This is a genomic window from Rheinheimera sp. NSM (assembly GCF_052380015.1).
In the GTDB taxonomy this organism is placed as follows: Bacteria; Pseudomonadota; Gammaproteobacteria; order Enterobacterales; family Alteromonadaceae; genus Alishewanella.
This window is the reverse complement of sequence record NZ_JBQTCI010000003.1, coordinates 446,700-464,746: the sequence shown is the minus strand read 5'-3', so window position 1 is coordinate 464,746 and position 18,047 is coordinate 446,700. Positions and strand designations below refer to the sequence as shown.

Here is an 18,047-nt window from a genome sequence, read left to right as displayed (position 1 = left end):
CCGTGTTGTATTTTGAGGTGTTGTTATGCGCGTCCTTTATTTCAGCCTGTGCTGCTTGCTTTACTCTGTATCGGTGACAGCGTCGGTTGATCTTGAAAAAACCATGAAAAATATGGCCTTTCAGTATAAGCTGGCCTATGACGCACAAAGCGCTGAGCAACTGTTGCCGTTGTTGGATGAGCTGATCATTTTGACACAGCAATCTGCCGGCGCTGATTTTGCAGCGGATAAAGCAGAGCAGTTTAAGCAAGGCTTGCAACAGGTATTGGCCCAGTTGCAGTTAGCCAAACAAGCGGCGGAGCAGGATGATGTCACCCAAGCCAGACTGCATCTGCAGCAGGTCGATGCACTGCGTAAAGAGTACCATCAGCAGCGCAAGGTAAGTATCTGGCGCTTATTGTTTGGTTAAAGCCCGGCGCAGAAACAACACAGCCATCCCGCAGGATGGCTGTGTCAGCTTAGCAAATAGCTTAAAACTAAAGCATGCCTTAGCCGGCTAAGCCAACGTAGACGTTTTGCACGTCATCATCGGCATCAATGGCATCTAAAAAGGCTTCTACTTCAGCACGCTGTGTATCGTCCAGCGCTACCGGGTTATTGGCACGGTATACTAATTTAGCGGTCAATACGTTATAGCCAAATTCCGGCAGGGCTTTGGCCACCAAGTCTAAATCGGTCGCTTCAGTTAAAAATACAACTTCGTTATCATCGCCGGCTTCAAAATCCTGCGCGCCGGCTTCAATGGCCGCCAATTCGGCATCGGCATCGGCATTGAGTGGCTCGGCTTCAATCTGGCCCAGGTGTTTAAAATCCCAGGACACAGCGCCGGAGGTGGCCAACTGCCCTTTACGGAACAACTGGCGGATGCTCATAGCACTGCGGTTTTTATTGTCGGTTAAACATTCTACAATTACCGGTACCTGATGTGGCGCAAAGCCTTCGTATACTACGGTCTCATAGTTTGCCGGGCCATCGAGCAAGCCGGCGCCTTTCTTAATGGCGCGCTCCAGTGTGTCTTTGGGCATAGAGGCTTTTTTGGCTGCCTCTATGGCAGAACGTAGCTTAGCGTTCATATCCGGGTCGGCACCATTGCGGGCGGCGACGGCAATCTCTTTTGCCAGCTTGGTGAAAATACGGCCTTTGGCGTTGGCCGCATCCATTTTATGTTTGGCTTTCCATTGTGCGCCCATTATTGCGCTCCTGTATTTTTGGCTATCAAAACGAACAGGGCGCTAGTCTAGCCAATAGCAGGCTTTTAACGCAACAAAAGCCAGAATAAATCTACGCTACCGGCACAGATCAACTGGCAGCTTGTGCCGGGCTGCACTACGCTTTTGGCTCTTAGCTAAGGAGAACACCATGTTTAACCCTAATCCCGTAGCCTGGTTTGAAATACCGGTCAGCGATATGCAGCGTGCCAGGCATTTTTACCACCATGTGTTTGCTGTGGAGTTTGATCTGTTGGAAATGGGCGCCGATGTAATGGCGATGTTTCCGTTTGACCACAGTACGCCAGGCAGCAGCGGGGCTTTAGTGCAGGGGCCGGATTATGAACCTTGCGACAGAGGCACCATGGTGTATTTTGAATGTGCTGATGTGGCGCCCTTATTGGCGAAGGTAGAACATGCCGGTGGCAAGTTACTGCTGGGTAAGACCAGCATTGGCGAGCATGGCTTTATCGGCGTGTTTCTTGATAGTGAAGGTAATAAAGTAGGCATGCATTCACAGCAGTAAGCCGTCAGGTTTCCAGCGCCAGCTCTGAAATATGCCGGCGCAGTTCAGGGTAAAGCTGTAAAAAGCTTTGTTCCAATGCTGCATAATGCGGCTGGATTTCATCTATCATGCCGGCGAACTGATTGGCAAAACGGATCCGCAGTGCAATGCGGTCCAGGGCTACACCTAACTGCGGCAGTTGCTGATAACTGCTGAACCAATCATGGCGGCGTACGCTGTGCATTGTTGCTGCCATTTGTGCCGGCATCAGATGCTCTGCTGCGGCCAGTCGCAGGTACAACTGTTGTTTATAGTCGGCAAAAGGTTGCGGGTAAAACTGTGCCCAGTGTTTAATTAAAAAGTGGTCAAACAAGACATCCAACGCAATACCGGCAAAGCGGCGGCGCTGATGTGAAAACAGCTGCTTGGCCAGGCGCACCGCATAATGCTGGTCAGTAAAACGGTCGACAGCGCGATGATTATACAGTCCGGCTAAAATAAGCGGATGCAACTGCGCAGTAGCAACACCCTTACAAAAATCGCCGAGCAAATTACCGGTTAACGAATATTGATTGGGTTGGGCCAGCACCGCATGAGCTAAATAATTCACCATTCCCCCCGCAACACGCGATCGCATTATGCACTTATGTTTCGGTTACATTTTACTGTCAGTTTGAAAATATCAGTTTTTTGTCAAATGATTGAAGGCATATTTACTGGAACTATCACGTACTTAGCTTTAGTATCAGGTAACAAATTACCGTTAAAAGGACTATATGTTATGCCAGTAAATAATATCAATAACAGTGCAGCACAATTACAACTGTATGCTAATGAAAAAGCTACAGCACAAAAGCCGGCAGGCACTGTGCCAGCGCAAAACCAGAATACTGTTACACCGGCCGCACAGACAGATTCTGTGAGGATCAGTGAGCAGGCACGGGCCTTGCAATCGAAAGATTCGTCTGCAATCAACGACAATGTATCACCGTTAACCAATGGTATGGGTATTGAACCACCAAAAAGCAACTAATAAACAGTCACGCGAATACAGCCAAACAACGAGAATACACTATGGATTGGAGTTACATACAAACTGTTCTGTTTGAGATGGGGAAATTTGTTTTTCTGTCGAACTTCATTCTGTTGCTGATAGCAGTGATGTTTGAGCGCAAGGTCTCGTCGATTGTTATCAGCTTGTTAGTGCTGGCGCTGGCCAGTGGCATCATGTCAGCGCTGACACCAGTATTGTATGAAGTATCATCTCAGTCTGGTGTGTTGAACAAATTTGCCTGGTACGGTGGTTTTGCGTTTATTGATTGCATCGCGTTGTACTTGCTATTTAAATTGCACAAATTGTTAAAGCAAAACGTCAGTAGTGTCGCGCATTTGGTGGGTTTTACATTTCTGCTTTTTACCCTGCTGCAAAGCTTCCGCTTTATTGACCGCTTTGTATTCGATACCGAAGTGCTTGCCGCTGTCTACCGTAATGCCATCCCGGCGATGAACCTGGCGCTGGTGCCGATGATAATTTTCTTTTGGTTGGCTGAAATCAGGGCCAGAAAAGCGTTTTCGATGGAGCCGGCGCAGTGATTGTACTTTGTTTGCTTATCATTTTACTGCTTGATACTTTGGCGCTGGTAGCATACCGCAAACTCTGTGTATTACGCTCTATCAGCCAGATTCAGGCTGAAATTGAATTGGAAATGCAAAGCCGTGCTCATCAGTTATTGGTGCGGCGTGATCAGTTGGAAGTTGGTTTAGTTAAAGAAGCGTCAGAGCAAGCCGACGAACAATGGAAAGGCGATTTGGCTGAATATATGGAAGAGTTTGAACAGGAGGCCTTATTAAGGGCTAAGCAGCGCTTAACCCGGATTTAATATTGCAGCTTAAACAGCAGCTCAGCCAGGTCGGGCTGCCACAATGTGGCATTATCCACTCTGTTTTTTTTCAGCATTACGCCTTCAGCCAGCAATAATTGCCGTTGCTCTACTGCGCTGGCGCTACCCGGCGGGAACGCCAGGCTTCTGTCACTGCGCAATACCCTGTACCAGGGCACCGCCAGCTCCGCGGGGGCATAGCCTAAGGCTTTACCCACTAATCTGGCTCTGCCGGGTAAGCCGGCTAAATCTGCAATCTGGCCGTAGCTGGCCACTTTACCGCAGGGGATCAATAGCACGGTTTGCCAGATGCGTTGGTAGTTATCTGCAGACACTGCTTACTCCGAACTAAATAATCAATCAGGCGCCGTGTTAAACCGCGCGACGGGCAACAACGGTTTTGCCAATCGGAGCCAGGCTTAACATCGCCAACTTAAGGTGCTGTATACCAAACGGAATGCCGATAATACTGATAAAACACACTATAGCATGACCCAAATGCCCCAGTGCCAGCCAAATGCCGAACAACAAAAACCAGATAATATTACCCAGGGTACCTAAGGTGCCGGTGCCTATATCATCATAGCGGTTAATATAGCGCCGGTTTACCGCATCCTGACCAAAGGGCCAAAACGCCATTTCACCAATAACAAAGCAGCTGCGGCCAAACGGAATGCCGACAATACTGATAAAACACAGCAGACCTACCAGCCACCACAGCAACCCCATAACAAAACCGCCCAGCACAAACCACAGTATATTAAATATTAATCTGAACACTGTCATTTTCTACCTCCTATTTTAAAGATACTAAGCAGTAAGCAGAAAATGCGCCAAAATTATAATCAATAAAAACAGTGTATTAGAATATTGGCGTAATTGGCTGATGGTAAATTAGCTAATTTATGGCAAAAATGACTACCCGAAACAGGAGTTTACCCTTGCAGTTACAGCATATTAAAGCCGTGGTATTTGATATGGACGGCACTTTGGTGGATTCAGCGCTGGATTTTACCGCCATCTGTCGTGATATCGGCTGGCCGGCGGGCACGCCGTTGTTAGAGCAGCTGGCGCTGTTGGATGATCCAAAGCTGTTTAGCCGGGCCGACCAGATTATCCGCCGCCACGAGTTGCAGGGCGCCGTTAACGCGACCTGGATGCCCGGAGCACAACAATGCCTGCAAACACTGTGTGCCAACAAGATGCCGCTGGCATTGTTAACCCGTAATATGCGCGAAGCTACAGCGTTGACCATGCAGCGGTTGCAAATGCCGATAGAACATGTACTGACCAGAGAAGATTGTGCTGCCAAGCCGGATCCGGCAGGATTATTGTTACTGGCGGAGAAGCTGCAACTGTCAGTTAAGCAAATGATCTATGTTGGTGACTACATCTATGATATTGAAACAGCAGCCAACGCCGGTATGGCGTCCTGTTTATATCTGAACGCACACAATCAACATTTTGCACCGCAGGCAGATTGGGTGTTCAGTCATTTTGATCAACTGACGCAAGCGCTGCAAGCGTGAAAAGAGTGCAGATTCTGATTAGGTAATCAGCAAGCTTGCCTCTATATTAATAACGTGCGGCGTAATGCAGAACCCCGGAGGCTATTGGTGTTAAAGCGGTTGCAAGACGATTTTTATCTGGCGATGCTCACTCTGGTGGGCGCGATGATAGTGCTTTGTGTGACACCCTATGGCATATACCGGCTGTATAGTGGTAACTATGTTGTCGGCATTGCCGACCTTGTGATGGTAACCTGCGCTATTATCGCTACCCGTATGGCCTGGCGCACCGGAGATACGGTAAAGCCGGGGCTGTTTATGGCGTTGGTATTTTGTTTTGGCGCCGTTTTAGTTTGCATTAATTTGGGGGTGGATGGCCTGTTTTGGGTGTATCCGTTTTTGGTGTTTATTTTCTTCCTGGTATCCCCGCTTAAAGCTTTTGTGTTGTTAATTGCTATGTTGGCATGCTTATTATTGTTCGCTCAGTGGCGGCCCGGCCAGGTGTTTGCCAGTCAGTTTCAAATGCTGTCTTTTATGGTGACGACAACGATCACCAGCATTTTTGCGTTTATTTTTGCCTACCGTGCTCAGCTGCAACGGCGTGAATTGCAACGTTTGGCGACTACCGACAGCCTTACCGGCGCCGCAAACCGGCGTACCTTAAATGATCAGTTGGCGCTGGCAATTAACGAACACCAGCGTTTTGGCCGGCCCTATGGTCTTATGTTGCTTGATCTGGACCATTTTAAACGGATTAACGATAATCATGGTCATAAAGCCGGTGACGAAGTGCTGACAGGGCTTATTCCGCTGCTGCAATCTATGCTGCGCCAGAGTGATCAGGTTTTTCGGTTTGGTGGCGAAGAATTTGTTGTGTTACTGGCCGATGTTAAACCGGCTGATTTGGCTAAGCTGGCAGAGAAAATCCGCGTCGGCATAGCACAGTTCCTGACAGCACCGGACGGTTCGCATATGACAACCTCAATTGGTTTGGCGATGTTGCAGCCGGCAGAGGATTGGGAAGCCTGGTTGCACCGCGCTGATATGGCGCTATACCAGGCTAAACATGATGGCCGCAACAGAGTTGTTGCCGGTTAACGGCATTCGCCGGCGGCAGTTTGCTCAATATAAGGCACCAGTATTGGCGCCATGCTATTCAATACCTGTAACGGTAAAGCAGAGGTAAAGCTGAAGTGTTCCGCCGTTTCATCGGCGACGTAAGCCGTCAGTACACCAAAATGTGACGCGCCCAGATAAAATACATAGGTTGCGGTGCGGTTCAGCGCTTTAGAACTGATTTGCTGGCCGCGGCTGTTCAACTTTACCAACCGGTTATCGCCGGTGCCGGTTTTCCCGCCCTGCAGCAGAGTGCTGTTAAAGCCTTGCTGTAACCTGCGCGCCGTACCGGTGCTGACCACTTGTTGCAACAGCTGGCGTACTGTGAGAGCAACCTCAGTATCCATCACCTGTATTGCCCGCGCCGGCGGCCGGGCAAAGCGGCTTTCGTAAGGTGTATCGACAGCAAAATCTAACTGATCAATGCGCACTGTTGGTAGCTGTTTACCCTCATTGAGAATAATGCCTACCAGTTCAGCCAATGCAGCCGGCCTGTCGCCGGAGCTGCCCAGCGCCGTTGCCAGCGAGGGCACTAAATACTCAAACGGATAACCCAGGCGCTGCCAACGTTGATGCAAGTCCCAGAAGGCTTCAATTTCCAGCATACTGCGAATACGGTTATCACGGGCACTGCGAAACCGGGTTTTAAACAACCACTGATAAATTTCCTGCCGCTGCTGAGCGCTGGCTGCTACGGTTTCAGCTAAAGTGGCATCCGGCTGTTGTTGCAGATACGCCAATAACCATAATTCAAGCGGGTGGCTGCGGGACAAGTAAGCCCTGTCCGGCAGGCTAAACGCGTCGGGCTGGTATTTAAGGTACAGCCCTTGCCAATCATTGCTACTGCCAAACTGTTGTTGCATCAGTGCGCTAAATTGCGCCGGTGTGCTGTCCGGGCGGATGTACAGATAAGCCGCCGCTAAGCGGTCCGGTGTTTGCCGGCTGCTCTGGATAAAAGTGTCCAGCCGCTGTGCCGGCGTTTTAGCCTGGTATTTCTGCCAGAAACGGCGCAAATAGGTGGTGCCTTCTTTGTCTGCGAAACGACGTAAGTACTGCTCCCGCTGCGGATTGTCGTCATCTTTCAGCAATTGATAACTGCTGTTTTCACCGTGATAAATGCTGTAATTCACCATATCTTGCAGCAGACGCACAAATGGCAGGTTGATCGATAGTTGCAGCGCTTCAGCTATCGTAGGGTTGAGTTTGTCTTCATCTTTGTTGAAGTTGCTGAAAGTATGCAGCCCGCCGCCGGTAAAAAAGCTTTCTTTCGGATTGGCGCTGTAGCGTCGTTGCAGTGCTGCCTGCAGCATAGTGCTTAAGTTGCTGCCGGGCTGCTGTGTCAGATATTGTACTGCCCAGGCGGTCAGATGGTCTTGCGGTGCTATGTCGAGAAACTGCAGCGTGTCAGCAGGCTCATCGGCATACAGCCGGTGTAATTCAGCAATAATTTCCAGGTAACTGACCAGTACCCGCAGTTTAGCGGTGGAACCCAGCTCCAGTTTGCTGGCGTCATTTAAATCAAAGGGTAAGTCGGTATTGTCAGTTTGCAGCCGAACCTTATTACCGCTGTCACTGCTTTGGTACAGAGTAAAGCTGTAACGGACTTTGTCTTGTTGACCCGGGCGAAGTAAGCGTTCAGCAAACAAACCGGCGGCAGCAGCATGGTCATATTGGCCAAGTTGCTGCAAATGCCGGCTAACGGCTTGCTGCAATTTGGAGTCGATAGTGGTGTGCGCCGTTAAATCCAGCCGGTCGAGCTGATATAAGTTTTGTTGCAGTAAATACGCCAGCCGGCTGCGGGCCATGGTACTGGCTTTAAAATCATGATCCGTCGCGGCAGATATAATATGCTGGGTTTGAAATGTCAGTTGTTGTTGTATGGCCAGATCAGCGAGTTCTTTATCAATAATGCCTTGCTGTTGCATTAACACCAGATGCGCAGAGATTAGTTGCTCCAGATCCCGCCGTCCCTGGACTAAATAATACGATGGCCGGCGCTGAGCGATGATCAGCGCCAATACCTGACGCAGTGCTAACGCTTGCTGTGTGTTATAAGGTGCGCCTTGCCACAACAAGGCATTCACTGCTGCCGGGTCAGCGCCGAACCAGGCTTGTAAGCCATCCCCCAGACCATGCACTTCGCCATGACCGGCCGTAGCAGCCAACGGCACAGAGTTCAGGTAATCCAGTACTATCCGTTGCCGGCTGGCAAGGGTATAAGTTGATTCCGCATAAGAGCGCACACTGGCCGATACCAACTGGTGAAATTTGTCTTTGGTACCCGAGGTAAAACCATGCGGGCTGTGGCGGTATTTTTCCAATTGGGTGGCCAAAGTGCTGCCACCGGCTGCCGCTGCCGGAATGCCTGCTGCCCGTTGCAGCTGTGACAACACAGCAGCGCCCAGCCGCGGTATGTTTAATACCGGATTTGCTCTGGGGTGCGCTGGGGCAAGCAGGCTGCGGTCTTCTACAAACAATAATGCAGCAACAATAGCCGGTGCTACCTGGTGAGGCGTGGCAAATTGGTAGCCCGGGTAACGCGCCTGATATAGGGTGTCCTGCTGACAGCCCAGCACGGTTAATCCCGGCTGGTTTTTTTCGCGGTAAGGCGGGTAAAAACCATATTGGCTATAGCGCTGTAACGCGGTAGAAAAATGGCTTTGCGCACTTAGGGAAAAGCCTTGTTGCTGCAGGCTGTTGCTCCACTGTGGCAGTGTGCTGTAGCCAAAGCGCTGGTCAAACGGGCCCGGGCCCGGAAAGGTGATCTGTGTAGCGGCGCCCGGTTTGACTTCATAGGTCAGTTTGCCGGCATACCAATGCCAAAATGTCGATTGATAAAAATGGTTACGGCTTTCCTGGTACACCGCCAGTATCAGCAGTATTAGCAGTAACAACAACAGCCAGCGCAGATAGCGCACCGGTGGTTGCGGTGGCGTAACATAGGGCGTCTCGCGCACATTATCGAACCGCATGCGTTTTAACAGCGGTTCGGCATTTAATGTCGGCTCAGTTCTGAAGTTGCTGCCGCGCTCTGCACTCATACAAAAGCTTTAGTCTCCGTATTTGGCTGTATTAAGGTCAACGGCCCGTTGGGCGCGCTGCGGATCAGTGCTGAGGTTCCAGCCGTGTAAATTATCTTTAATCAGCTGGCACAACGCATTAATGTGTTCAGGTTCGGCGTTTAGTGCACTGATGTACTCATAGCGTTTGCCGCCGGCATGCATAAAGTACTCTTTGTTTTCTTCGCCAATCTCTTCAATGGTTTCCAGACAATCCGCTGAAAAGCCAGGGCAAAAAATTTGTACGCTGTTTACGCCTTCACCCGGCAACGCTTTTAAGGTGGCATCAGTATAAGGCTTTAGCCATTCTTCGCGGCCAAAACGCGATTGAAAGGTGGTCATATACTGCTCTTTATTCAAACCCAGCTGCTCTGCAATTAAACGCGAGGTTTTATAGCATTCACAGTGATAAGGGTCGCCGTTAAGTAAATAACGCTTAGGAATACCGTGATAAGACAATATCAGTTTGTCGGCCTGGCCGTGTTGCTGCCAGTGGCGGCGAATTTTGTCGGCAGCGGCGGCAATAAAGGGCGCGTAGTCCGGATAATGTGACACAAAGCGTAAATCCGGTAGCCAACGGCGGCGCATAAAATTACGCGCCAGCTCATCAAAGGTGGAGGCTGAGGTGGAAGCTGAATACTGCGGATACAGCGGCAGCACAATCAGTTTGCGCACGCCTTGGGCAAACATTTTATCTAATACCGAATCAAAAGAAGGGTTGCCGTAGCGCATGGCAAATTCGACCACCACATCAGTCAGACCATCTTGTTTAAGTTGTGCCGCAACGGCATCGCGCTGTGCCTGAGTATGGAACAACAGTGGTGAGCCTTGCTCGGTAAATACGGTGGCATACGCTTTGGCCGAGCGACGTGGCCGGAACTGTAAAATTACGCCATTTAAAATCAGCCACCATAGCAAACGTGGTACTTCTACTACGCGCGGGTCGGATAAAAACTGCTTTAAATAGCGTTTTAACGCCTTAGGCGTAGGCTGATCCGGGGTCCCCAGGTTGGTTAACAGTATGCCGATTTTATCGCTTTGCTGATGGTCGAAGTTGGGGGTATTGATATAACGCATAACAGAATGGCTGCTCTTCTTGCTGGAGGAACTGACACTACGCTGGCGTGGCGCAGACAGTTTACCTGATTTAAAGCCTGAGCCGATCTTAGCAGCTTCTGATAAGGATAAGTAAGCCGGAGGCAAAATTAATCTTGTTACATTGCTGTTGGCACGGTAGCCTCAAACTGATGCCGGAAGAGGAAATATCATGATATCTGTGCGCTGGTACCTGGTGGGTTATCTGTTGCTGGCCGTATTATTAACAACTGTGCTGGCTTGCATTACACAAAGTGCTTTTAATCTGGCGGCTATAGCTGCGCTTACCGGCAGTATAGCGCCCGGTGACATTGTAGCCACAGTGTGGTTTGACCTAACCCACTTTAGCTTAACTTATGCCCCTATAGCTTTGGTTAACCTGCTGGCGGCGGCTGTTTTACTGCATTTTTTACCGTTACTGCGGCGTTACTGGCTGGCAGCCGGGCTTGGCGCAGTGTTGCTGTTCTTTATGCTACTGATTATCAATGCCGTAGCGCCTATGCCTACGCTAATTGCTGCAACCCGCAGCAACGCAGGTAGTATCAGTATGTTGTTGTGCAGCAGTGCCGGTAGCTTGTGCTATTTGTGGCTATTAAAACGGAGAAAGCTTTATGCTTAAACTTACTGTTTTACTGGCGTTACTTTTTGCCGTACCCGCGCTAAATTCTGCTCAGCCTTATCAGCTGAAAATTGTAGCTGATAACCTGAACTACCCCTGGGCGCTGGTGTTTTTACCCGATGGCGATATGTTGCTGACTGAACGTAGCGGTACACTAAAACGCCTGGCGGCCGATGGCAGCGAACGTTTCAGCGTTAAACCGCAATTACCCAATCTGCTGCAGGCATCGCAGGCCGGTTTGCATGATGTGATATTGACACCGGATTTTGCTGTTAATAATCAGATCCTGCTCAGCTATGCCTGTGGCACCTTAAAAGCTAACAATACCTGCCTTGCCAGCGCTGAACTGACGGCGAGTGGCCTTGACAGCATTAAGCGTATTTTTCAGGCTCAGCCACTAAAAAGCGGTGCCGCACACTTTGGTGGCCGTATTGTCTTTTTGCCGGATAACAGCCTGGTGTTAACCCTGGGTGATGGTTTTGACTATCGTGAGCAAGCGCAAAACCCGGCTAATCATTTGGGTAAAATAGTGCGGTTAAATGCCGATGGTTCAGTACCGAAGGATAACCCTTTTGCTGATAAAGCAGGCTATGCTGCTGAGATTTTCAGCTTAGGGCACCGCAATGTGCAGGGTATTTTTTATGATGCACCAAGCCAAACGCTGTATAGCCACGAGCACGGCCCGCGTGGTGGCGATGAGTTAAATATTATTACCGCCGGTGCAAATTATGGCTGGCCGGTGGCGACGAAGGGCATCGATTACACCGGCGCCAGGGTATCACCTTATACCGCTTTCAGTGGTATGCAGGCACCTGTTTGGGGCTGGACACCGTCTATCGCTCCGGCAGGCATGACATTATACCGTGGCGAGTTATTTCCGCAGTGGCAGGGTAATATTTTTGTTGCCGCACTGGCAGCGAAAAGCGTGTACCGGCTGCAAATAGAAAACCATAAGGTAGTAAATGAACAGGTGCTGTTTAGTGAGTTGAAGCAACGCATTCGCGATGTACGCAGCGGACCTGATGGGGCATTGTATTTACTGACCGACAGCGATAAAGGCCAACTGATTAAAGTAACACCGGCAAACTAAGCGACAAAGCTTAGCTGCCGGTAATATAGCACTGGTAAAGCTTTAGTGATGGTGATGACCGCCTTCACCATGGGCGTGGCCATGGGCAATTTCTTCGCCGGTAGCTTCGCGTACTGACACTATCTCAACGGCGAATTTGAGCGTTTTACCGGCCAGCGGGTGGTTGGTATCCACGTCTGCTTTAAACATGCCTACTTTAACAATAGTCACCTGGCGCTGGCCATGCTCGGTTTGTACCACAGCAGTCATGCCCGGCTGCCATTTCTTTGCGCCCATCAGGTGTTTCACCTGCATGCTTTGAATGGCATTTTCGTCGCGCTCGCCATAGGCTTCGGTTGGCGTCAGAGTAACTTCCAGCTTATCACCGGCCGCTTTACCGTTTAATGCTTGCTCCAGCGCCGGCAGCATTTGCTCGTGGCCATGCAGATACAGCAGCGGGTGGCTGCCGTTTGAGCTTTCAAGTTCAACACTGGCGCCATTGCTGACGTCGGTTAGGGTGTAATGAAACTGTACTACGCTGTTGTCGCTGATTTGCATAAAATGAGTCCGCTTAGCATAAAGCCGCTATTATCCGGTGCGGCAACAGAAAAATCGACTGCTTTTTTGTGCCTGTTCCCAAACTCCAGGTTGGCGTAGCGGCATTTGCTCACTACACTGCTTAAAGATGTAGCGTTTTCAGGGTAGGTATCAATGCGTATAAATATGGCTGCCGTTTCTGTCATACTTTGTTTGCTGTTAGCGCCGGCTACGTTGGCGCAAAAGCAGTTTACCGTGGGTACCGAGGATCTGAATTTTTATCCGCATTACAATTTCACCGCAGCAGACAGCAGCGGTTTTGCTAATGAAGTACTGCGGTTGTTTGCTGCAACACACGGCTATCAGTTCAGCTTTCAACCGTTGCCGGTAAAACGCTTGTATCACGAGTTGGATAATCTGGTCGATTTTATCTATCCGGATAACCCGAACTGGGCAAAGTATCAGAATTCGCAGGCCAGGCGCTTATTCAGTGACCCGGTAATATATAATCTGGGCAGCACTATGGTGTTACCGGAGAATCAACACATCCACTTAACGCAGTTTCGTACCCTGGCGGTGATCCACGGTTTTACCCCAACCGCATGGCTGAGTTTGCGCGACCAGTACCGGTTTAAATTATATGAAGTACCCAATGCCGTATCAGCGATAAATCTGGTGCTGCGCGGCCAGTTGGACGGCGCGGATGTTGAATATAATGTGGCGCAGCATATTTTACGTGAGCAACAGCAGGAGGGCGCTTTAGTGGTGGCGCAGCACCTGCCGGTGACACGGGTCAGTTTTCATTTGTCCACTACACGCCATCCACAAGTATTGCAACAATTTAACCGCTTTTTGCTCAGCCATCAGGAGCAAATCAGCGCTTTAAAGCACAAGTATCAACTTACAGACAGCCTGCCGCAATAAATGTTACAACCGCCAGAATCGGTTTGCTCACGTCAACGCGCCGTAAACCCAGTCCCTGGGGGCTCGACTCAGGCATCCATGCCCTCAACGGTTGACTTAGAGCAAGCCGATTCCTGCTGAACACTGCATTAGGTTGCGGCTTTCATGCTACTGACAAATTGTTTTAACTGCGCCAGTAAGGTGGCCGGTTCGTTCTGATGCTGCTCTATCAGCTTAACAATGGCTGAGCCCGAGATAGCGCCGGCGGCACCGCTTTGAATCGCATCTTTGACATGCGCCGGGGTGGAAATACCAAAGCCCAGCAGTGGCGGCGCCGGGTTATAGCTGCGAATACGGGCAATCAGTTCGCTGGTTGGCATAGCGGCCACGGTTTCTGCACCGGTTACACCGGCGCGGCTAAGCAAGTAGGTATAACCGCGGCCATAAGAGGCAATCTGGCGCAGGTCATCATCATCGACATTTGGCGGCACAATAAAAATCGGCGCTATATCATGCTTAATGGCACTTTGGCGAAACAGCTTGCTCTCGTGCAGCGGCACATCGGCAATTAATACGGAATCCACGCCGGCTGAAGCCGCTTTGGCATAAAAATCATCAATACCACGCGCCATTACCAAATTGGAATACAACAACAAGCCAATAGGAATGGTGGCGTGATAAGCGCGGATTTTATGGATAATATCAAAACTGATGGCCGGGGTTACGCCCGCTGCCAGGGCGCGGATATTGGCACCCTGAATCGTCGGGCCATCGGCTATCGGGTCGGAAAACGGAATACCCAGCTCCAGCGCATCGGCACCGGCGTCTATCAGGGTTTTTATAATCTCAAATGATAACTCTGCGCCGGGGTCGCCTAAAGTCACAAAGGGCACAAAAGCACCGCGGCCTTCGCTGGTTAAGCGGTTAAACATCTGCTGATAGCGCTTCATAGGCTGCCTCCTGCTAATACACTGTGTACGTGGGCTAAGTCTTTATCGCCACGGCCGGATAAATTCACCAGCAGCACCGTGGGCTCTGTTGCCTGCGCCGCCAGTTTCAGCGCATAAGCCAGCGCGTGCGAGCTTTCCAGCGCCGGAATAATACCCTCACTTTTGGCCAGTTGTTGAAACGCCGCTAAGGCTTCATCATCATTTATTGCCACGTATTCGGCGCGGCCAATTTGCTGCAAATGCGTATGCTGCGGGCCAACAGCCGGGTAGTCGAGGCCTGCCGAGATAGAATAGGATTCTTCAATCTGGCCGTCAGAGGTTTGCATAATAGCAGTATAGGCACCGTGCAAAATACCGTAGCTGCCGGTAGACAGCGCTGCGCCGTGCTGGTGGGTGTTAATACCTTTACCGCCGGGTTCAACGCCAATCAGTTTTACGCCTTCCTCGGCAATAAAATCGGCGAACATGCCAATAGCATTAGAGCCACCGCCAACACAGGCAATAACCGCATCGGGCAATTTGCCTTCGGCTTTCAAAATTTGTTGCTTGGCTTCTTCGCCAATCATCTTTTGAAAATCACGTACTATGGTCGGAAACGGGTGCGGGCCAGCCGCTGTGCCGAGCATATAGTGGGTACTGTCATAAGTGGCTGACCAGTCGCGCATGGCTTCATTTACCGCATCTTTTAAGGTGCCGCTGCCGCTGGTTACCGGAATAACGGTAGCGCCCATCAGTTTCATCCGGAATACGTTCGGCTGCTGGCGTTCAATATCCTTGGCACCCATATAAATGCGGCATTTCAGCCCCAGTAGCGCACAAGCTAAGGCCGTGGCCACACCATGCTGGCCTGCACCGGTTTCGGCGATAACTTCTTTTTTACCCATCCGTTTGGTTAACAGCGCCTGGCCCAGTACCTGATTGGTTTTATGTGCGCCGCCGTGCAGCAAGTCTTCGCGTTTTAAGTAAATTTTTACCAACGGATTCGGCGAAATATTGCGACACAGCGTTAACGGCGTCGGCCGGCCGGCGTATTCGGTTAACAGCTGTTGAAACTCGGCATGAAAGGCCGGGTCTTCTAAAGCATCGACATAGGCTTGTTCCAGTTGTTTTAATGCCGGCACCAATAGTTGCGGTACAAACATGCCGCCATACTGGCCAAAGTAAGGATTAAGCTTTAGCTCACTCATAGTGAAACTCCCGTAATTGTGTAAAGGCTGAGCGGATTTTTGCCGCATCTTTGATGCCAGGCGCAGTTTCCAGCCCTGAATTGAAATCGAGCCCAGCTACCGGCAATCTGGCGGCGGCAAGGCAGTTATCGCTGTTTAAGCCGCCGGCCAGCATTATCGGCTGAGCGGCTTTTTGTTCAGTTAATAAAGCCCAGTTAAAGCTGATACCGCTGCCGCCATGCTGTGTAGGATGATAAGCATCGAGCAAAATGCGATCGGCAAGTGGCGTAAAGCCAGGCAGCGCCTCTTTTACCCGATAGGCCTTCCAAATCTGGCAATCTGCCGGTAACAACGGCTTTAAGCGTTGCAGGTAGTCATCAGTCTCTTCGCCATGTAACTGCACGGCTGCCAGCTTTAATGTATGTGCCAGCTTAGCCACATCGGTAGCTTCTGCATTTACAAACACGCCGACATAATTCAGTGGCGCAGCTTGTTGCACAACCGCGGCCTGCTCAGGAGTAACGTTGCGCGCTGATGGCGGATAAAAAATTAAGCCGCCATAATAAGCGCCGGCCGCATAAGCGGCGGCGGCATCTTCCGGCCGGGTTAAGCCACAAACTTTATGCTCACCCAGCACCAGTTTGCGTGTAGCCGCAGCTAAATCTGCTTGCGCCATTAATGAGCTGCCAACTAAAAACGCCTCGGCCACCCGGGCTAAATGCCGCACCTGCTGGTTAGTGTAAATGCCGGACTCTGATACTACTGTTCTGCCCTGTGGGATCAGTTTTGCCAGAGTAAAGCTGGTAGCTAAGTTAGTGCTTAAGTCACGCAAATCACGGTTATTAATGCCGATAAGCTCAGCGTTAAGCGCAACAGCACGCAGGGTTTCTGCTTCGTTGCTGACTTCGGTCAGCACCGTCATATTCAGCTCTGCCGCCGTGGCGGCAAGCTGGCGATATTCTTCGTCATCCAGTACCGACAGCATCAGCAGCACTGCATCGGCACCGCAGTGGCGACCTAAATAAATCTGGTAACAGTCGATAATAAAGTCTTTATGCAGCAGCGGTTTATCTACCAAAGTGCGCATAGTACGCAAATAATCGTAGCTACCCCGGAAGAATTTCTCATCAGTAAGTACCGAAATACAATCGGCATATTGGCCATATACCTGAGCTAATTCCTGCAGGTTAAAATTACTACGGATCAGGCCTTTGGACGGCGAAGCTTTTTTACACTCCAGAATAAAACGCGGACCCTGTTGCTTAAGTGCGGCCAAAAAGTGGCGCTCAGTGGGTTTTACGTCGTTGATAAAAGCCGCCAGCGGTTGTTGCTGTTTAAGTAGCGCCACTTCGTCGCGTTTATGCGCCACAATCTTTGCCAGTACATTCGGCATTTGCTCAGTCATGGCTGGTCTCCTGCTGACTCAGCTGTTTAAAGTTGCTCAGTGTAGTAAAAGCCTTATTGCTGCTTAACAGTTCCAGCACCGCCAGGGTATTTACTTTTAAATCATCACCCAGGCCGGCAATTTTCAGCATTGCCGCCACATTTATCGCCACGGCTGCCTTGTGCGCGCTTTGGCCTTCGCCTTGCAAAATGGCCAGCGTAGCGGCAGCGTTGTCGGCCGGCTCGCCACCTGCCAGTGCTGATAGCGGGGTAAGTGCAACACCAAAATCATCTGGTGTCAGACTAAACTCGTTTAGCTCGCCATCTTTCAGCTCACACACATAGGTGGTGCCGTGCAGCGCCACTTCATCACAACCACTGCCATGCACTACCCAGGCGCGTTTTACGCCCAGTTTTTGCAGCGCCTGTGCCATGATGGAGCACAGTTTAGGGTCGTACACGCCCAGCAGCTGATAATCCGGTGCGGCCGGATTAACCAACGGGCCCAACAGATTAAACAGCGTACGGCTTTTGAGCGCATTGCGCACCGGCATCGCATGTTTAATTCCGGCATGGTATTGCGGTGCAAACAAGAAACTGCAGTTTGATTCTACTAATGCCTGAGCGGCTTGCTTTGGTGTCATTTGAATATTAACACCCAGTTGCTCTAATAAATCGGCCGAGCCGGAGCGTGATGATACGCTGCGGTTACCGTGTTTTACCACTTTTAAGCCCATGGCCGCGCCAACAATGGCGGCGGTAGTAGAGATATTAATAGTATTGCTGCCATCGCCACCTGTGCCGCAGCAGTCGATGCTACCGGCAAGTTGTTGTGGAAAAGCCGTGGCGGCAGCACGCAGCGCACTGGCGGCACCGGCAATTTCATCGGCAGTTTCGCCGCGCATTTTTAGCGCCACCAACAGCGCCGTCAGGTGCACAGGCTCAACGTCGCCTTTTACTACTGCGCTAAAAAACTGCTCGGCCTGGCTGAAGCTTAGTGGCTGGCCAGTCAGGCTGTGCTGTACTGTCGCTAATATCGGATCTGTCAT

21 protein-coding genes are annotated in these 18,047 nt (G+C 50.5%); 10 read left to right on the top strand and 11 right to left on the bottom strand.

The genetic code is table 11. The annotated features are described in order from the left end of the window. Window positions 1-25 precede the first annotated feature (25 nt). On the top strand, window positions 26-409 hold the full coding sequence (locus tag ACTZWV_RS11515) for a cytochrome b562 (protein WP_444786688.1): 384 nt from the start codon (window positions 26-28) through the stop codon (window positions 407-409). Window positions 410-488: 79 nt separating this feature from the next. Here the strand turns inward: ACTZWV_RS11515 and ACTZWV_RS11510 are convergent, their stop codons facing one another. Further along, the gene (locus tag ACTZWV_RS11510) at window positions 489-1,190 is read right to left on the bottom strand and encodes a YebC/PmpR family DNA-binding transcriptional regulator (protein WP_444786687.1); all 702 of its coding nucleotides are present in this window, start codon (window positions 1,188-1,190) and stop codon (window positions 489-491) included. A gap of 169 nt (window positions 1,191-1,359) precedes the next feature. Between ACTZWV_RS11510 and ACTZWV_RS11505 the strand changes: the two genes are divergently transcribed. Then, window positions 1,360-1,734 (top strand): VOC family protein, encoded by a 375-nt coding sequence (locus tag ACTZWV_RS11505; protein WP_444786686.1) that lies wholly within the window; start codon window positions 1,360-1,362, stop codon window positions 1,732-1,734. Between the two features lie 4 nt (window positions 1,735-1,738). On the opposite strand, the gene ACTZWV_RS11500 is transcribed toward ACTZWV_RS11505, so the two are convergent. Further along, complete coding sequence (locus ACTZWV_RS11500) at window positions 1,739-2,323, bottom strand: acyl carrier protein phosphodiesterase (protein WP_444786685.1); 585 nt, start codon at window positions 2,321-2,323, stop codon at window positions 1,739-1,741. 171 nt (window positions 2,324-2,494) lie between these two features. Here ACTZWV_RS11500 and ACTZWV_RS11495 point away from each other — a divergent pair, with 171 nt between their 5' ends. The 3 genes from ACTZWV_RS11495 to ACTZWV_RS11485 all read left to right on the top strand — a co-directional run bounded on the left by ACTZWV_RS11495 (window position 2,495) and on the right by ACTZWV_RS11485 (window position 3,593). Next, window positions 2,495-2,746 (top strand): hypothetical protein, encoded by a 252-nt coding sequence (locus ACTZWV_RS11495; protein ID WP_444786684.1) that lies wholly within the window; start codon window positions 2,495-2,497, stop codon window positions 2,744-2,746. Between the two features lie 128 nt (window positions 2,747-2,874). Beyond that, window positions 2,875-3,306 carry a hypothetical protein gene (locus ACTZWV_RS11490; protein WP_444786683.1) on the top strand — a complete coding sequence of 144 codons (432 nt, stop codon included), beginning with the start codon at window positions 2,875-2,877 and terminating at the stop codon, window positions 3,304-3,306. Next, entirely contained in the window at window positions 3,303-3,593 is a 291-nt protein-coding gene (locus tag ACTZWV_RS11485; RefSeq protein ID WP_444786682.1) for a hypothetical protein, read from the top strand. The genes ACTZWV_RS11490 and ACTZWV_RS11485 overlap by 4 nt, the downstream gene beginning before the upstream one ends. Here the strand turns inward: ACTZWV_RS11485 and ACTZWV_RS11480 are convergent. Both ACTZWV_RS11480 and ACTZWV_RS11475 read right to left on the bottom strand, forming a co-directional pair. Continuing rightward, the gene (locus ACTZWV_RS11480) at window positions 3,590-3,928 is read right to left on the bottom strand and encodes an MGMT family protein (RefSeq protein ID WP_444786681.1); all 339 of its coding nucleotides are present in this window, start codon (window positions 3,926-3,928) and stop codon (window positions 3,590-3,592) included. The two genes, ACTZWV_RS11485 and ACTZWV_RS11480, sit on opposite strands and share 4 nt — an antisense overlap. 37 nt (window positions 3,929-3,965) lie before the next feature. After that, entirely contained in the window at window positions 3,966-4,379 is a 414-nt protein-coding gene (locus ACTZWV_RS11475) for a YccF domain-containing protein (protein WP_444786680.1), read from the bottom strand. Window positions 4,380-4,534: 155 nt separating this feature from the next. On the opposite strand from ACTZWV_RS11475, the gene ACTZWV_RS11470 reads away from it, so the two are divergent. Beyond that, the gene (locus ACTZWV_RS11470) at window positions 4,535-5,122 is read left to right on the top strand and encodes an HAD family hydrolase (RefSeq protein WP_444786679.1); all 588 of its coding nucleotides are present in this window, start codon (window positions 4,535-4,537) and stop codon (window positions 5,120-5,122) included. An 87-nt stretch (window positions 5,123-5,209) separates the two neighbouring features. Then, window positions 5,210-6,199 carry a GGDEF domain-containing protein gene (locus ACTZWV_RS11465; RefSeq protein ID WP_444786678.1) on the top strand — a complete coding sequence of 330 codons (990 nt, stop codon included), beginning with the start codon at window positions 5,210-5,212 and terminating at the stop codon, window positions 6,197-6,199. Here ACTZWV_RS11465 and ACTZWV_RS11460 read toward each other — a convergent pair. Together ACTZWV_RS11460 and hemH are read right to left on the bottom strand one after the other, a co-directional pair. Next, window positions 6,196-9,258 (bottom strand): transglycosylase domain-containing protein, encoded by a 3,063-nt coding sequence (locus ACTZWV_RS11460; RefSeq protein ID WP_444786677.1) that lies wholly within the window; start codon window positions 9,256-9,258, stop codon window positions 6,196-6,198. The two genes, ACTZWV_RS11465 and ACTZWV_RS11460, sit on opposite strands and share 4 nt — an antisense overlap. A 9-nt stretch (window positions 9,259-9,267) precedes the next feature. Further along, entirely contained in the window at window positions 9,268-10,353 is a 1,086-nt protein-coding gene (gene hemH, locus ACTZWV_RS11455) for a ferrochelatase (RefSeq protein ID WP_444786676.1), read from the bottom strand. Window positions 10,354-10,543: 190 nt separating this feature from the next. On the opposite strand from hemH, the gene ACTZWV_RS11450 reads away from it, so the two are divergent. Then, window positions 10,544-10,990 (top strand): hypothetical protein, encoded by a 447-nt coding sequence (locus ACTZWV_RS11450; RefSeq protein ID WP_444786675.1) that lies wholly within the window; start codon window positions 10,544-10,546, stop codon window positions 10,988-10,990. Then, complete coding sequence (locus tag ACTZWV_RS11445; RefSeq protein ID WP_444786674.1) at window positions 10,983-12,080, top strand: PQQ-dependent sugar dehydrogenase; 1,098 nt, start codon at window positions 10,983-10,985, stop codon at window positions 12,078-12,080. Before ACTZWV_RS11450 ends, ACTZWV_RS11445 begins: the two co-directional genes overlap by 8 nt. Window positions 12,081-12,122: 42 nt before the next feature. On the opposite strand, the gene ACTZWV_RS11440 is transcribed toward ACTZWV_RS11445, so the two are convergent. Next, window positions 12,123-12,617 (bottom strand): FKBP-type peptidyl-prolyl cis-trans isomerase, encoded by a 495-nt coding sequence (locus ACTZWV_RS11440; protein WP_444786673.1) that lies wholly within the window; start codon window positions 12,615-12,617, stop codon window positions 12,123-12,125. A gap of 153 nt (window positions 12,618-12,770) precedes the next feature. On the opposite strand from ACTZWV_RS11440, the gene ACTZWV_RS11435 reads away from it, so the two are divergent. Continuing rightward, entirely contained in the window at window positions 12,771-13,520 is a 750-nt protein-coding gene (locus tag ACTZWV_RS11435; protein WP_444786672.1) for a substrate-binding periplasmic protein, read from the top strand. 128 nt (window positions 13,521-13,648) lie between these two features. Here the strand turns inward: ACTZWV_RS11435 and trpA are convergent, their stop codons facing one another. From trpA to trpD, 4 genes are read right to left on the bottom strand one after another with little or no spacing between them, the layout of a single operon-like run. After that, window positions 13,649-14,449: a tryptophan synthase subunit alpha gene (gene trpA / locus ACTZWV_RS11430; protein ID WP_444786671.1), complete on the bottom strand. Its 801-nt coding sequence runs from the start codon at window positions 14,447-14,449 to the stop codon at window positions 13,649-13,651. Beyond that, the gene (gene trpB / locus ACTZWV_RS11425; protein ID WP_444786670.1) at window positions 14,446-15,636 is read right to left on the bottom strand and encodes a tryptophan synthase subunit beta; all 1,191 of its coding nucleotides are present in this window, start codon (window positions 15,634-15,636) and stop codon (window positions 14,446-14,448) included. The genes trpA and trpB overlap by 4 nt, the downstream gene beginning before the upstream one ends. Then, the gene (trpCF, locus tag ACTZWV_RS11420; RefSeq protein WP_444786669.1) at window positions 15,629-17,020 is read right to left on the bottom strand and encodes a bifunctional indole-3-glycerol-phosphate synthase TrpC/phosphoribosylanthranilate isomerase TrpF; all 1,392 of its coding nucleotides are present in this window, start codon (window positions 17,018-17,020) and stop codon (window positions 15,629-15,631) included. Before trpCF ends, trpB begins: the two co-directional genes overlap by 8 nt. Beyond that, window positions 17,013-18,047 (bottom strand): anthranilate phosphoribosyltransferase, encoded by a 1,035-nt coding sequence (trpD, locus tag ACTZWV_RS11415; protein ID WP_444786668.1) that lies wholly within the window; start codon window positions 18,045-18,047, stop codon window positions 17,013-17,015. Before trpD ends, trpCF begins: the two co-directional genes overlap by 8 nt.

Bases quoted from the DNA above. Each gene is read 5' to 3' on its own strand.
- ACTZWV_RS11515 (WP_444786688.1), top strand. From the start codon at position 26: ATGCGCGTCCTTTATTTCAGCCTGTGCTGCTTGCTTTACTCTGTATCG.
- ACTZWV_RS11510 (WP_444786687.1), bottom strand. From the start codon at position 1,190: ATGGGCGCACAATGGAAAGCCAAACATAAAATGGATGCGGCCAACGCC.
- ACTZWV_RS11505 (WP_444786686.1), top strand. From the start codon at position 1,360: ATGTTTAACCCTAATCCCGTAGCCTGGTTTGAAATACCGGTCAGCGAT.
- ACTZWV_RS11495 (WP_444786684.1), top strand. From the start codon at position 2,495: ATGCCAGTAAATAATATCAATAACAGTGCAGCACAATTACAACTGTAT.
- ACTZWV_RS11490 (WP_444786683.1), top strand. From the start codon at position 2,875: ATGTTTGAGCGCAAGGTCTCGTCGATTGTTATCAGCTTGTTAGTGCTG.
- ACTZWV_RS11475 (WP_444786680.1), bottom strand. From the start codon at position 4,379: ATGACAGTGTTCAGATTAATATTTAATATACTGTGGTTTGTGCTGGGC.
- ACTZWV_RS11460 (WP_444786677.1), bottom strand. From the start codon at position 9,258: ATGAGTGCAGAGCGCGGCAGCAACTTCAGAACTGAGCCGACATTAAAT.
- hemH (WP_444786676.1), bottom strand. From the start codon at position 10,353: ATGCGTTATATCAATACCCCCAACTTCGACCATCAGCAAAGCGATAAA.
- ACTZWV_RS11450 (WP_444786675.1), top strand. From the start codon at position 10,544: ATGATATCTGTGCGCTGGTACCTGGTGGGTTATCTGTTGCTGGCCGTA.
- ACTZWV_RS11445 (WP_444786674.1), top strand. From the start codon at position 10,983: ATGCTTAAACTTACTGTTTTACTGGCGTTACTTTTTGCCGTACCCGCG.
- ACTZWV_RS11440 (WP_444786673.1), bottom strand. From the start codon at position 12,617: ATGCAAATCAGCGACAACAGCGTAGTACAGTTTCATTACACCCTAACC.
- ACTZWV_RS11435 (WP_444786672.1), top strand. From the start codon at position 12,771: ATGCGTATAAATATGGCTGCCGTTTCTGTCATACTTTGTTTGCTGTTA.
- trpA (WP_444786671.1), bottom strand. From the start codon at position 14,449: ATGAAGCGCTATCAGCAGATGTTTAACCGCTTAACCAGCGAAGGCCGC.
- trpB (WP_444786670.1), bottom strand. From the start codon at position 15,636: ATGAGTGAGCTAAAGCTTAATCCTTACTTTGGCCAGTATGGCGGCATG.
- trpCF (WP_444786669.1), bottom strand. From the start codon at position 17,020: ATGACTGAGCAAATGCCGAATGTACTGGCAAAGATTGTGGCGCATAAA.
- trpD (WP_444786668.1), bottom strand. From the start codon at position 18,047: ATGACAGATCCGATATTAGCGACAGTACAGCACAGCCTGACTGGCCAG.